Genomic DNA, 13,838 nt, shown 5'->3' with positions numbered 1-13,838 from the left:
CAATGAACGGACTGCAGCGGCTGATCGGCAAGCTCGGCACCACCAAGGCCTTCGCGGCCATCGGCCAGGCTGTGGTCCGCGTCGACGAACGATTGCTCCGCAGTACCAACGGCCGCTTCGGCTTCGGTACGTCGCTCGGCCTGCGAACGTTGTTGCTCACGACAACCGGCCGCCGCAGCGGCCAGCTCCGCCAGGTCCCTCTCCTGTACGTCGAGCGCGACGGTGCCTACGTGGTGATCGGCTCCAACTGGGGCGGCGAGAACCACCCCGCCTGGTCGGCCAACCTGATCGCCCAGCCCGAGGCCAGTGCCACCGTCCGCGGCCGCACGGTGCCGGTCCACGCCCGCCTACTGACCGGCGACGAGCGCCAGCAGATGTGGGACGCGGTCGCTGCTTATTGGCCGGCGTACAACACCTATGCCACCCGAGCCGCGCACCGCGAGATCCGCGTCTTCCGCCTCGACCCGGTCAACCCAGCTTGAGTGTGGTCGCGGCCGACGTACCGTCGCGGTACGTGACCCGGACCGGAACCGGCTGGATTCCCTCGAATTCTCTTCCCGGCAGCCAGAAGGCGAAGTAGCCGTTCATGACGGTTGCCTTCACGACCCCGCGGGTCGGGCTCGTGTAGGTCATCCCGACGATGTCCGCACCGGACCTGCCCATCGCTGTCGTCACGTAGCCGAGCGAGCCACCGCCGCCGGCGCCCATCCCCGACACCGAGAGTTCCCGCGGACCGACCGGGGGACGGCCCGGACCGCCGACTGAGCCGAAGCCGCCGCCACGCAGGCCGGTCTTGACGTTCGTCATGCAGCTCGCCTCGGACTGGTCGGCCGCGGCGAGGATCACCAGGGACCAGTCGCCGCGCCGTTCGACCACGGCCGGGTCCGACCGGTCGATCTGGTCGTCCACGCCCATGCCCTTCAGGGACTTGCGGCATTCCTTGACGGCCTCGGCGTGTTCCTTGGCCGTCATCCCGGAGGGCTGCGCGGTCCAGCTCGCGTAGGCATCACCGTTCGGCAGCGGGCCGCCGTCGCGTGGCAGCAACACGATGGCCGCGGCAATCGCGATCGCCGCGGTGGCCACGGCTGCCCGCACCAGCGGGCGTCGCAGCCGCGGCAGGCCGACGCCGTACGACGGGTCGGTGGCGAGGATGCGTTCCAGCGACGCCTGGGCGCGCGGGCTGTGCGGGTCGGCTTCGGTGGTTGCCGGGTCGAGGGTCTTCAATGCAGCGAACTCGTCGAGGGGTCTCATGAGGGTTGCCTTTCAGCGATGCGTGCAGCGGTAGGGCGGTGATCGAGCTGACCGCGCAGGGCATTGCGCGCCCGGGACAACCGCAGCCGGTACGCGACGCTCGTGATACCGAGCACCGCGGCCGCCTCGCGACCCGGGAGGTCGTCGATCACCGCCAGAGCAAGAGCCTCCTGATGGACCGCGGACAGCCGCTCCCACGCGCGCGCGAGATCGACCTGGCGGGCGACGAGTTCGGCGTCGTCCGGGCGCCAGGTGGTCGCCACCTCGGCCAGCCGGACGGCGACCGCCCGTTGCCGGCGCGCGCCCCGATGGCTGTTCAAGATCGTGTTGCGGACGATCCCGAACAACCAGGCCCGCGCCTGCGGCAGCTGTGCCGGTGCGTCGTCCAGTCGGCGCCAGGCCGCCAGGAACGCCTCGGCCACGGTGTCCTCGGCCTGACCGTCGGGCACTCGTCGCTGGGCGAACCGGACGAGATCCGCGTACGTCGCCTCGTACAAGGCGACGAACCGTTCCTCGCGCCCGCCCGTTTCCGATGGCTTGCTCATGCCTCTACGTGTCCGCCACACCCCGATGTGTATCTCACCACCGGGACCCCCTCTGTTCTTCGACCAGCTGCTTAGGTTAGCCTCGCCTAACCCGCCAACGAGGAGGATCCACCCTGTGGAAGGCTTCGAACTGATCGGGGTCGGTTTCGGCCCATCCAACCTGGCCGTGGCGATCGCCGCCTCCGAACTCGGCGCGGCGACCCCGCGGCAGTTGTTCCTGGAGCGGCAGCCGCGGTTCGGCTGGCACCGCGGGATGCTGATCGAGGACGCGACCATGCAGGTCTCGTTCCTCAAGGACCTGGTCACGCTGCGGAACCCGGCCAGCCGGTTCAGCTTCCTGAACTTCCTGCACGAGAGCGGCCGGCTGATCGACTTCATCAACAACAAGACGCTGTTCCCGCTGCGCGTCGAGTTCCACGACTACCTCGAGTGGGCCGCGGCCCAGATCGACGACGTCGTGCGCTACGACCGAACTGTGGTCGCCGTCCGGCCGGTCACGCACGACGGAGTCGTCGACGAGTTCGAGGTCACCTCGGCATCGGCCGACGGCAGCGCGCGGGAGACGCACCGGACCCGCAACCTGATTCTCGGAACCGGCCTGTCGCCGCGGCTACCCGAGGGCGTCACCGCGTCGGACCGCGTCTGGCACAACCGGGAGCTGCTCGACCGCGTCGAGCAGCTCGGCGACACGACGCCGCGACGCGTGGTCGTCGTCGGCGCCGGCCAGAGCGCGGCCGAGGTGACCGGCTTCCTGCACGACCGCTTCCCGTCCGCCGAGGTGTGCTCGGTCTTCTCGCGGTTCGGCTACAGCCCGGCCGACGACAGCCCGTTCGCCAACCGGGTGTTCGATCCGGGCGCCGTCGACGAGTTCTACTCGGCGCCGGAGGACGTGAAGCAGCAACTCCTCGGCTACCACGCGAACACGAACTACTCGGTCGTCGACACCGAGGTCATCCAGGACCTGTACCGCCGCAGCTACCGCGAGCGGATCGTCGGCAAGGAACGGCTGCGGTTCTTCAACGTCTCCCGGGTGATCGACCTGCACGACTCCCCCACTGGCGTCTCGCTCACCGTCGAGTCGCTGAGCACCGGCCAGAAGACTCCGCTCGACGCCGACCTGATCGTGTTCTGCACCGGCTACACCCCGGGCGACCCGACCGACCTGTTAGGTGACCTCGGCAACGAATGCCGGCGCGACCAGGCCGGGCGGGTGCGGATCGGCCGCGACTACCGCGTCGTCACGACCCCGCAGGTCCGCGCCGGCATTTACCTGCAGGGCGGTGGCACCGAGCACAGCCACGGCCTCGCCTCGTCACTGCTGTCCAACATCTCCGTGCGGGCCGGCGAGATTCTCGCGTCGATCCGGCAGCAGCCGGCCGCCCAGCACACCGTCCCGCAAGCTGTCGCCGTCTAGAGGAGACGATCATGACCAACCCGTTCGACGATGCCGACGGCACCTTCCTGGTCCTCGTCAACGACGAGAACCAGCACAGCCTCTGGCCGCAGTTCGCCACCGTGCCCGAGGGCTGGCGGCCCGTCTTCGGCCCGACTGACCGCCAGGCCTGCCTCGACTACATCGAGACCAACTGGACCGATCTGCGCCCCGCCTCGCTGATCGCCCAGGGAACCGACTAAGCCTGCGGGTACGGCGAGTCCTGCAGGCCGAGGTTCTTCCAGACGAACCGCGGGATCCGGGAGAGGAAGTCGCGGATGAAGTAGGAGCACCTGCCGATCGTCTGGTGGTCGTGCCGCGGGACCTGGAACCACACCCAGTTGCCGGTGATCCGGAACGGCGCCGGCCTGATGGCCATCAGGAACTCCATCGTGCGCGGATGGATGACGTCGTACGCGAACTTGTGGTCGTCGGCGCGGACGCAGAAGTCGTCGTTGAAGGCTTTGCTCTCGAAGCTGATGCCGCCGCCGGAGTAGGCGACCTCCAGTCGCGGCATGAAGGCCGGCAACTCGAAGCCGAGGATCGCCTCGCTGTGGTAGTCGGTGACCGTGCGGGTGGTCGTGCGGCCTTCGGAGTCGGTGGAGCTCTCGGTCCGGGTGGTCTCCCAGTGATGGGTGAAGGCGACGAACGGCGGGCCGTCGCCGTCGCGGCCGCGGATCACGTCGCTGGTCCGATGGGCGTGGCCGCCCCGGTTGGCCGGCGTACTCTGCAGCAGGCTGTCGTCCTGGCCGATCCAGTACCACTCCGGGTGCTGGTAGAAGCTCAGCCGCGGCTCCCGCGGCGGCTGGATCCAGCGGTCCAGCGGCAGCGCGTCGATGGCGTCGGCCAGCGCAGCCAGCTGATCCAGCCAGGGCGCCAGCAGCTCGGGGTCCTTGCGCGGCGGGTCGAGCACGACGAGTTGATCGCCGTCGATGCTGAGGTTCACACCCGGCTGACCGCCGGCCAGCGTGAGCAGCCCAATGCACAACTGGCCGCTGAGAACCTCCTGCGCGAACACCGGATCCTGTACGCCGACGGCCCAGCCCGCGCCGAGCTGCGGCGGCACCGGAACCATCGTCGCGGAAACGCCGGCACGCGGACCCGTCTGCCCACCGGTGACCCACAGCTCGGGCAGTCGCCGCGACAGCGTCACCATCCCGACCCAGCCCTTCCAGTACTCACTTGCGTACTCGATCACCTGGAACGGCCGCCCACTGCTGGTCAGCCCGGTGATCTGATCGTCCGGCGACCGCTTGAAGCCCATCCCGAACGGCGGATTCGACAACCGCGCGACCGACTCGAACGCCGGGCTCCCCACGAACGTCCAGCCACGGTCCCGCAACGCCTTCACATAGCGCTGGCGCCGCACGAACAGCGCGACGCCCACCGCCGTACCGGACACGAGCAGCACGATCATGATCAGACTGAAGACCTGGCTTCCACTCACGGAGTCGACCCAATCACATCGACGGGTCCCGGAGCGCCGACCACTGCTAGAGTCAGCGGCTCAACTGCATATCGCGCCGTTCGAATCGGGGCGGGAGAGTCCGGGCTGATCAGTGCCCGGCGCCGAAGGAGCAAATCTCCCCAGAATCTCTCAGGCCCACTGACCGTTCCGATGAGGCGAACTCTGGAAAGCCGGACCCCCGCGTAGCCGCGAGGCGCTCCGCACCCACGGTGCAAACCGCCTCACCCGGCGGCGAAGCTCTCAGGTACAGATGACAGAGCGGGGAGGTCACCCAGCAGTGGCATCGCACGCGCGGTGCCTGACCGAGGGAGCCTCCCAACTGATGACAGCTCAGTCACGCGCGACGCCGCTTGCGGCGGAACATTTGCAGCTCGGTGCGTCGTTCACCGACTTCGCGGGCTGGTCGATGCCGGTCCGCTACACCTCCGACATCGCCGAGCACACGGCGGTCCGGACCACGGCCGGTCTGTTCGACCTGTCGCACATGGGTGAGCTCGAGGTGATCGGGGCGTCCGCCGCCCGGGCGCTCGACCACAGCCTGGTCGGGCAACCGTCGAAGATCGCGCCGGGCCGCGCGCGGTACTCGATGCTCTGCGCCGACGACGGCGGCGTCATCGACGATTTGGTCGTCTACCGGCTCGCCGACGACCACTTCCTGATCGTCGCGAACGCGAGTAACACCGCGGTCGTCCGCGACGAGCTCAAGCAGCGGATCGCGGGGTTCGAGAGCGAGCTGCGCGATACCACCGAGGACTGGGCACTGATCGCCGTTCAGGGTCCGGTCTCCGCGCAGATCGTGGCCGAGCTGACCTACACCGTACTGGCCGATCTCAAGTACTACGAGATCACCGAGACGAAGATTGCCAACAGCAACGTTTTGCTGGCGCGCACCGGTTACACCGGTGAGGACGGGTTCGAGATCTACTGCCGGCCGGGTGACGCCGCGCACGTCTGGGCCGAACTGCAACGCGCCGGAACGCCGTACGGGTTGAAGCCGTGCGGGCTGGCCTGCCGGGACACGCTGCGGCTCGAGGCCGGAATGCCGCTCTACGGCAACGAACTCAGCCGCGAGCTCACGCCGTTCGAGGCCGGGCTCGGCCGGGTTGTTGCTTTCAGCAAGGAAGCGGACTTCGTCGGCCGCGACGCACTCGCCCATCGCCGAGACGTTGGCGCCCAGCGCATCCTCGTCGGCCTCACCTCGGCCGGCCGCCGCTCACCACGCAGCGGGTACGCCGTACTGGATTCGACGGGCCGGCCGATCGGCACCGTGACGAGTGGCGCGCCGTCGCCCACGCTCGGCCACCCGATCGCCATGGCCTACGTCGAGACCACCTACCAGGAGCCGGGCACCACGCTCCAGGTCGACATCCGCGGCACGCACGAGGAAGTCACCGTCGTCCCCCTCCCCTTCTACCGCCGCCAGGAGTCCTGATGACCGTTCCCAACGAGCTCCACTACACCGCCGACCACGAGTGGGTCGCGCTCGACGGCGAGATCGCGACCGTCGGCATCACCGCGTTCGCCGGTGAGGCCCTGGGCGACGTCGTGTACGTCGAACTCCCGGCTGTCGGTACGGCGATCACCACCGGCGACGCCTGCGGCGAGATCGAGTCGACCAAGTCGGTCAGCGACCTGTTCGCGCCGGTCGACGGCGAGGTCGTGGAGCTGAACGACGCGGTCGTCGCCGATCCCGGTCTGCTCAACACCGATCCGTACCAGGCCGGCTGGCTGCTGCGGATCAAGGTCACCGGACCGACCAAGTTGCTCGACGCCGCCGCCTACGAAGCGCTGACCGGAGGCGAGTGAGATGAGCACTCTCGACCAGAGCCTGGCCGACTTCGACCCGGAGATCCACGCTGCCGTCACGGCCGAGCTCGGCCGTCAGCGCGACACCCTCGAGCTCATCGCCAGCGAGAACTTCGCACCGCTCGCAGTGATGCAGGCGCAGGGCTCCGTCCTCACCAACAAGTACGCCGAGGGCTACCCCGGCCGCCGGTACTACGGCGGCTGCGAACATGTCGACGTGGTCGAGCAGTTGGCGATCGACCGGGTGAAGGCGCTTTTCGGCGCCGGGTTCGCGAACGTCCAGCCGCACTCCGGCGCGCAGGCGAACGCGGCCACCATGTTCGCACTGCTCGATCCGGGTGACACGATCCTCGGCCTCGACCTCGCGCACGGCGGTCACCTCACGCACGGCATGCGTCTGAACTACAGCGGCAAGCTGTACGACGTCGTCGCGTACCACGTCCGCGACACCGACTTCGTGGTCGACATGGCCGAGGTCGAGCGACTCGCCCTCGAGCACCGGCCGAAGCTGATCGTGGCCGGCTGGTCGGCGTACCCGCTGCACCTGGACTTCGCCGAGTTCCGGCGGATCGCGGATCTGGTCGGCGCCTACCTGATGGTCGACATGGCGCACTTCGCCGGACTCGTCGCGGCCGGCCTGCACCCCAACCCCGTCCCGTACGCCGATGTCGTCACCACCACGACCCACAAGACGCTCGGCGGCCCGCGGGGCGGCGTGATCCTCACCAACCGCGCCGACCTGGCGAAGAAGTTCAACTCGGCCGTCTTCCCGGGCCAGCAGGGCGGTCCGCTGGAACACGTGATCGCCGCCAAGGCGGTGGGCTTCAAACTGGCGGCCACCGAGGAGTTCCGCGACCGGCAACGCCGTACGCTCGAAGGCGCACAGACGATCGCCGCCCGGTTGCTGGCCGACGACGTCCGGGCGGCCGGCATCTCGGTGCTGACCGGCGGGACGCAGGTGCACCTCGTCCTGGTCGACCTGCGCCACTCCGAGCTCGACGGGCAGCAGGCCGAGGACCGGCTGCACGCGGTCGGCCTGACCGTGAATCGCAACGCCGTACCGTTCGACCCGCGGCCGCCGATGGTCTCCTCCGGACTCCGGATCGGTACGCCGGCCCTCGCCGCCCGAGGCTTCGGTCCGGCCGAGTTCGCCGAGGTCGCGGACATCATCGCGACGGTCCTGGTCAACCCCGCCGACGACTCGGTGCTCGCCGGTCTGCGCGAGCGGGTGGGCCTGCTCACCACCAAGTTTCCGCTCTATCCGGAGCTCTGACTCCCAGCAGGTAAACAGAAATCCCGCTCCGCTTCGGTGCTTCATGCAACGGTTTCCCCCGGCCCAGGCGTTACTGCCTACACAGGGCCCTGACCGGAAGTACCGGAGCCGGGCCGGGGGCCGACGCATCTCACTCACCGACTTTCTCCCCCGGACCAGTCTGCGCCGATACCGGTCTAGACCTGTATTTCGTCATGGGCAGGTCCGGAGGAGGCTGGGGTGGCTGGACACAAGGCCGAGCTGCGACGACGGGTGGGCAACACCGTCGCGCTGATCGCCGTCTGCGTACTGATCTGCGGGATCGCGTTCACCGGAGCGGTGGTGTTCCTGATGCCCAGCGACAAGGCGCATCTGGCGCCGGTGGGCACCGCGCGACCGGCTCCCCGGGGCACTCAGCCGGTCGCCGCGCCGATCCCGGCCGCGCCTGGGACGAAACCGGCGGCCAGGGGCTACGCGTGCCCCGGCTACAGCGGTCTGCAGACGAAGATCCCGCTGCCGTCCCTGCTCGCCGATACGTTTGCTTGGGGCAACAACCCGCCGTACAAGATCGGTAACGGAGCGGGCGATATCAAGTGGGAGAGCAACCCCTACAACGATCCGAGCTGGCATCTGTGGGTGCACTCGCTGCGCTGGCTGGGCAACGGGATCGACGCCGGTCGCGCCGGCAACAGCACGGCGATGAAGCACTCGCTCACGATCATCCAGGACTGGGTGAAGGACAACCCGTTCCCGTGGAAGAGCAACCCGAGCGCGTCCGAGTCGACGATGCACCGGACCAATGTGCTGATCTGCACCCGGCAGGCGCTGCTCACCGTCCTGCACGCCCGCACGCTGCCCGCGCAGTACAAGTGGCTCGACGACGCCCTGCTCACGCACGCGCGGTACATCATCGAGCACTGGAGCGGCATCCGTAACCACGGTACCGACGAGAGCATCGCGCTGTTCGGCGTCGGCTGCACCTTCGACCGCGCGGATTTGAAGAAGAAGGCGATCGACCGGTTCAACGCTGCCGTCGTCCAGTCGATCGATTCCGAGGGTTCGACCAACGAGCAGTCGGTCGGGTACGCCGGCTTCAACTACCGGCTGTGGGGCCGGGCCGCCGAGGTCGTCCGGCGCTGCGGGGACGATCCGGGCCCGGCGATCGAGTCCCGGCGCAAGCTGCTGGCCGACTGGATGGCACTCGCGACCAAGCCGAACGGCGAGCTGTTCCAGATCGGCAACACCACCCAGGAAGAGGTCAAGACCGAGCCCGGTACGCCGTGGGAGTTCGTCGCGACGCAGGGTGCGAAGGGACCGCGGCCGGACCGCCGGACGGGCATCTTCAGGGCCGGCTACATCTTCGGCCGGACCGGCTGGGGCGAACACCGCCCGTACGACGAGGAGTCGGCGTACAGCATCAGGTTCGGGCAGTCGATGAAGTACCACGGGCACGACGACCACACGTCGATCAACTACAACTGGCACGGACAGGACGTGCTGATCGACCCCGGGTACTACGGCTACAAGAAGGGCGACCTGCAGAACTGGGCGCCGAGCCAGGCCGCGCACAACGTGATGACGATCCCGACCGCCAAGACCAAGCTGGCGCCGACCCGGCTGGTCGGCTCGGTCAGTACGGCGAACTCCGACTACTACGAGCTCGCCGACGAACCGGCCGAAGGTGTCAGCCGCAGCCGGGACCTCTTGATCCTCAAGGATCCGGACCTGGTGATCTCGCTCGACCGCGCCGAGTCGGCGGGTAGCCAGCGGTACGAGACGCTGTGGCACCTACCGCCCGGCCAGTCGGTCACCGTGCAGTCGCCGACGACCGCGGTCGCGACCGGCGGCGGGATGCAGACGCATCTGTTCCAGATCCCGTTCGGCGAGACGACCGGCACGACAACTGTCGAGCAGGGCAAGTCGAACCCGGCGCAGGGCTGGTACCTGCCGGACATCTTCCACGCCAAGCCCGCGCCGGTGGTCAAGTTCACCCAGACCGGGCTGAACGCGCGCATCCTGTCTGTCGTCGCACCGTCGGCCACCGGCGAGAAGGTCAGCTACAGCACTCGCTCCGCCGGCACGAACTTCTTCGTCGAGCTCACCGTCGGCGCCCAGAAGATCACCGTCAAGGTCACCCCCGACGGCCGCCTGACCCGGATGAACTGAACCGTTTCGGTTCGATCCGAAGACAGGTTTCCAGCACGATCGAATCGTTTGGGTCTGGTGCGGCCAACCGGTCGACTGAACCCATGAACAACCGTGACATGTGACGCTGGAGGAGAGCCCATGGCCGGCAAGGAGCAGTAGTCCTATGACCGACCCATCCGTCCCCGACTGAGGAGGCACCATGGCCGGCAAGGACCAGTGACTCATCGGGCCGTCAGGCCGGGTCGTGCCTTGGCCTGGCGGTCCGCCCTGTTCTATCGCCCGACAGCGCGTTCCAGCTGAGCCTTGTTCATCTTCGAGCGGCCCTTGACGCCCTTGTCCTTGGCCTCGTTGTAGAGCTGCGCCTTCGTCCGCCCGCCGGAGCCCTGGTGCGACCGCAGGCCGCCACGGCGCCCCGACGAGATGTCGTGCGTGGAACTCCGGCTCGCCTCCTTCGACTCACCGGACCGCGCCCGCTCCTTGTTCACCGTCCGGGCGGCGATCTCCTCCGCGACATCCTCGCTGCGGCCGCGTTTCTTCAGGCCGGCCTTGATGTGCTCGTACTGCCGTTCCCGCTTCGGGCTGGATCCTGCAGGCATGATCAAGCTCCTTTCGCCGCCTGCCCGGTACCCAGTTGGCCGATCGAAACAACTTCTTGCCCCGCTCTCGCGTCATGAAGCTGTCCGGGACACGTCTCCTCAGCACGGAAGGCGGCCGAGCGAGCAATGAGGTGTTTCAGATGAGTCACGACACTGGTCAACCGGTGGAGCAGGTGGGTGATCCCTGCCGGTTCTCCTGGGCCGTGGGCGGACAATCCCACGTCTGCCGCCAGGGAAGCGGGCACGCGCTACCGCACAAATGCGCGTACTGCGGCCTCGAGCAGCACGCTGGATCCGACACCGCACACTGACTGTCGGTGGCGCCGTCTAGAGTCAGCGCCCATGACCTCACCCCGCGCGGCCGGACTGGTCTGGAACGACGGCATCCCCCAGCTGGAGTGGTCCGCCACCACCCCACGGACGCCGCTCCGCCTGGGCGACGAAATCGCTCTCATCACCGGCCCCGATCGTCAGTGCCTCGGCATCTGGCGCAACGGCAAACGCCTCGGCTGCCCCACCCGGACCCCGCTCGCCGCGACCGCCCATGGACCGCTCTGTCCGGAGTGCCAGACGATGGACCGGTCGTACTCGATCGCCGCCGACACCCGCCTCGACGACCCGCGCGAGTTCGCCGTGTACCTCGCTCACCACGGCAGCCGGGTCAAGATCGGCATCACCGCGGCCGACCGCGGCTCCGCTCGTCTCCTCGAACAGGGCGCGCTCAGCTCCGCCTTCCTGTCCAGCGGGACGCTGGCCGCGGCCCGCCGGGTCGAGCGGCTCTTCACCTCCGCCTTCGGCGTCACCGACCGCGTCACCTCACCGACCAAGCGGACCGCCCGCCTCAGCCCGCCCAGCGCCGCCGAACGCTTGAGCGACCTCCGCACCCTGGCCGCGAACATCGACAGCCTCGACTGGCCCGACGGTCAGACCGTCCGCGCGCTCGAGGTCGTCGACCACACGCCGACGTACGGGCTGCCCGCGGACGGGATCTGTCCCGCCCACGCGGTGACCGGACTCGCGCCGGGTGTCGTGATCTCCGGCCGGATCACCTGTCAGATCGCCCGCGATGTCTACCTGGAGACCTCACACGGTCTCGTCCTCACCGACACCCAGCTGCTCTCCGGCTGGTCGCTCACCCCGGCTGAATCGGGCACGGCGTTCACTGCACCGACCGAGCCGATCGCCGCGCCGGTCCTACCGCAGGACGCCCTGTTCTAGCGCTTCCGGCAGCGGCTCCGAGTGCACGAGATGCAGGCGGCTGACGGCTCGCGTCAGGACGACGTACAGGCGTTGCAGTCCGCGCGGTTCCGCGGCGACGATGCGGGCCGGCTCGGCCACCACCACGGTGTCGAACTCGAGGCCCTTGGCCAGGGTCGCCGGGACGCAGACCAGCCGCGTCGCCTCCATCGAGTCCTCCGACTCCCCCAGCAATCCGGCCTCCAGCCCGGCTCCCACCAGCTCGGCCTGCAGCGCCCCGATCTGATCATCGGCCGCGATCAACGCCACCGAACCCTCAGCACTCAAAGCGATCCGGCACGACTCGACGACCGCGTCCGCGAATCCGTCCTCACCCGTCCGTACGACGGCCAGCGCGTCGGCGACCGTCCGCACCCCGGTCGGCACCCCGAGCGTCGGAGCGATGGCGGGAAGCAGTCGCGCCGCGAACTTGATGATCTGCTCCGGCACCCGGAACCCGCGGTCGAGCTCGACCACGAGACCGTCCGACTTGTCGAGGTGACCGAGGACCTTGTCCCACGCTCCCGCGGCCCACGGCGTTGTCGCCTGCGCGACATCGCCGAGTACGGTGGCCGAGCCGGTCCGGCACCGCCGACCCAACGCTCGCAGCTGCATCGCTGAGAGATCCTGCGCCTCGTCCAGCACCAGGTGCCCGAGGGAGCCGGCCTTCCGCTCGATCAAGTCATCGAGCTCGTCCAGCAAGACCGCATCGGCCGGCGACCACTTCGCCGACTTCCACCCTCGGGCCGGCTTGGCCCACAGGATCGCGCTCTGCTCCTCCGCTGTCAGGTCGTCGCCCGCCACCTCCGCCAGGAACTCGGCGTCGGAGAGCATTCGGTGCAGCACCTGCTCCGGCACCAGCTTCGGCCAGACCGAGTCCACCAGTGCCTTGACCGGCTTCGACCGTGCCACCGCATTCTGGACCCGGTCGTCCGGCGAGTCGCCCCGCCGTTCCATCAACACCAGTACGGCGTGGGCCAGCCGTTGCGCGAGCGCATTCCGGCCGGCGGCGTACCCGGTCGATCCGCGCAGTGCCGCGACGATCTCCTGCGCCTCGTAGTCGTGCACCCGGAACCGCTGGGCGCCCTTGCTGTACAGCACGCCCTCGGTCGGCGTACCGACGAAGGACCACAACGCCCGCACCAGTACGGCGGACATCCGCTCGCTGCCCTTGATCCGGGCAGTCTCCGGACCGTCGACCGCCTCGGTCGGGTGGGTGATCAGCTCCTCGATGGTGATCTGCCGGACGTCGACCTCACCCAGCGCGGGGAGCACCTTGCGGATGTAGGACAGGAACGAGCGGTTCGGACCGACGATCACGACACCGCCACGGCGCAGCCGCTCGCGTTCGGTGTAGAGCAAGTACGCGACGCGGTGCAGACCCACCGCGGTCTTCCCGGTGCCGGGTGCGCCCTGCACACAGATCGACGGGTTCAGCGGCGCCCGGACCAGGTCGTCCTGCTCCGGCTGGATGGTGGCGACGATGTCGCGCATCGGGCCGGTGCGCGGTCGCTCGATCTCGGCCCGCAGGAACGCGTCGCCCTGGTCGACGACCGGTACGCCGGTCATCGGCTCGTCCTCGAAGCCGGTCAGCTCGGCGCTGTCGGAGAAGCCGTACCGCCGGCGCAGCAACACGTTCTGCCGATCGCTGTGCGTCGCCCGGTAGAACGGGACGGAGACCGGTGCCCGCCAGTCGATGACCATCGGCTCACCGCTGCCGTCGTGCACGTGCCGGCGGCCGATGTAGATCCGGTCGATACCGTCGATCGTGCCGTGCTCGTAGTCCAGCCGCCCGAAGAACAACGGAACGTCGGGCAGATCGACCAGCGCGAGGGTCCGCTGCTCGTGCGCGCGCTGGTTGGCCTCGTTGGTGAACCGCTCGTCGTTGTCCTCACCCCCGATGACCGGGATCTCGCGGACCAGCACATCGGCGTACATCCGGGCCAGTGCGGCCTGCGCCTCGGCGAGAAAAGCGCGCTCGGAGTCGAGTTCGACCATCGTGGGAGTGCCTCGTTTCGGTGAAGGAGAACGGAGCGCGGGGTGACCACCAAGGGTCCCGCCCCGGAGCAGATCCGGTTCGATTCGATCCTTCACACAGGCTTTG

Annotated in this window: 13 protein-coding genes and 1 riboswitch; of the genes, 8 read left to right on the top strand and 5 right to left on the bottom strand. The window is 68.7% G+C overall.

The window, feature by feature from the left end; genetic code table 11:
- Positions 1-2 precede the first annotated feature (2 nt).
- Positions 3-482 (top strand): nitroreductase family deazaflavin-dependent oxidoreductase, encoded by a 480-nt coding sequence (locus ABZS29_RS19495; protein WP_355463648.1) that lies wholly within the window; start codon positions 3-5, stop codon positions 480-482.
- Here the strand turns inward: ABZS29_RS19495 and ABZS29_RS19490 are convergent.
- On the bottom strand, positions 469-1,251 hold the full coding sequence (locus tag ABZS29_RS19490) for a hypothetical protein (protein ID WP_355463647.1): 783 nt from the start codon (positions 1,249-1,251) through the stop codon (positions 469-471). The two genes, ABZS29_RS19495 and ABZS29_RS19490, sit on opposite strands and share 14 nt — an antisense overlap.
- The gene (locus ABZS29_RS19485) at positions 1,248-1,796 is read right to left on the bottom strand and encodes an RNA polymerase sigma factor (RefSeq protein WP_355463646.1); all 549 of its coding nucleotides are present in this window, start codon (positions 1,794-1,796) and stop codon (positions 1,248-1,250) included. The genes ABZS29_RS19490 and ABZS29_RS19485 overlap by 4 nt, the downstream gene beginning before the upstream one ends.
- Before the next feature lie 115 nt (positions 1,797-1,911).
- Here ABZS29_RS19485 and ABZS29_RS19480 point away from each other — a divergent pair, with 115 nt between their 5' ends.
- Positions 1,912-3,210: a lysine N(6)-hydroxylase/L-ornithine N(5)-oxygenase family protein gene (locus ABZS29_RS19480; RefSeq protein ID WP_355463645.1), complete on the top strand. Its 1,299-nt coding sequence runs from the start codon at positions 1,912-1,914 to the stop codon at positions 3,208-3,210.
- A gap of 11 nt (positions 3,211-3,221) precedes the next feature.
- Positions 3,222-3,431 carry an MbtH family protein gene (locus ABZS29_RS19475; protein ID WP_355463644.1) on the top strand — a complete coding sequence of 70 codons (210 nt, stop codon included), beginning with the start codon at positions 3,222-3,224 and terminating at the stop codon, positions 3,429-3,431.
- Here ABZS29_RS19475 and ABZS29_RS19470 read toward each other — a convergent pair.
- Positions 3,428-4,675 carry a hypothetical protein gene (locus ABZS29_RS19470; protein WP_355463643.1) on the bottom strand — a complete coding sequence of 416 codons (1,248 nt, stop codon included), beginning with the start codon at positions 4,673-4,675 and terminating at the stop codon, positions 3,428-3,430. The genes ABZS29_RS19475 and ABZS29_RS19470 overlap by 4 nt on opposite strands.
- An 81-nt stretch (positions 4,676-4,756) precedes the next feature.
- Positions 4,757-4,851: riboswitch (glycine riboswitch) on the top strand.
- Between the two features lie 167 nt (positions 4,852-5,018).
- Between ABZS29_RS19470 and gcvT the strand changes: the two genes are divergently transcribed.
- The 4 genes from gcvT to ABZS29_RS19450 all read left to right on the top strand — a co-directional run bounded on the left by gcvT (position 5,019) and on the right by ABZS29_RS19450 (position 9,920).
- Positions 5,019-6,128, top strand: coding sequence for a glycine cleavage system aminomethyltransferase GcvT (gcvT, locus tag ABZS29_RS19465; protein ID WP_355463642.1), 1,110 nt, complete (start codon positions 5,019-5,021; stop codon positions 6,126-6,128).
- A complete protein-coding gene (gcvH, locus tag ABZS29_RS19460) occupies positions 6,128-6,502 on the top strand; it encodes a glycine cleavage system protein GcvH (protein ID WP_355463641.1) in 375 nt (124 codons plus the stop codon). The genes gcvT and gcvH overlap by 1 nt, the downstream gene beginning before the upstream one ends.
- Position 6,503: 1 nt before the next feature.
- A complete protein-coding gene (glyA, locus tag ABZS29_RS19455; RefSeq protein WP_355463640.1) occupies positions 6,504-7,775 on the top strand; it encodes a serine hydroxymethyltransferase in 1,272 nt (423 codons plus the stop codon).
- A 219-nt stretch (positions 7,776-7,994) separates the two neighbouring features.
- On the top strand, positions 7,995-9,920 hold the full coding sequence (locus tag ABZS29_RS19450; protein ID WP_355463639.1) for a heparinase II/III family protein: 1,926 nt from the start codon (positions 7,995-7,997) through the stop codon (positions 9,918-9,920).
- Positions 9,921-10,174: 254 nt separating this feature from the next.
- Here ABZS29_RS19450 and ABZS29_RS19445 read toward each other — a convergent pair whose 3' ends face one another.
- Positions 10,175-10,498, bottom strand: coding sequence for a plasmid stabilization protein (locus ABZS29_RS19445; protein ID WP_355463638.1), 324 nt, complete (start codon positions 10,496-10,498; stop codon positions 10,175-10,177).
- A gap of 342 nt (positions 10,499-10,840) precedes the next feature.
- Between ABZS29_RS19445 and ABZS29_RS19440 the strand changes: the two genes are divergently transcribed.
- A complete protein-coding gene (locus ABZS29_RS19440) occupies positions 10,841-11,716 on the top strand; it encodes a DUF2797 domain-containing protein (RefSeq protein WP_355463637.1) in 876 nt (291 codons plus the stop codon).
- Here ABZS29_RS19440 and ABZS29_RS19435 read toward each other — a convergent pair.
- On the bottom strand, positions 11,693-13,732 hold the full coding sequence (locus tag ABZS29_RS19435) for an AAA family ATPase (protein ID WP_355463636.1): 2,040 nt from the start codon (positions 13,730-13,732) through the stop codon (positions 11,693-11,695). The two genes, ABZS29_RS19440 and ABZS29_RS19435, sit on opposite strands and share 24 nt — an antisense overlap.
- Between the last annotated feature and the right edge of the window lie 106 nt (positions 13,733-13,838).

Source organism: Kribbella sp. NPDC005582, assembly GCF_040605415.1.
In the GTDB taxonomy this organism is placed as follows: domain Bacteria; phylum Actinomycetota; class Actinomycetes; order Propionibacteriales; family Kribbellaceae; genus Kribbella.
Note: the sequence above shows the minus strand (reverse complement) of the source record. Positions and strands in the feature narration are given on the sequence as shown.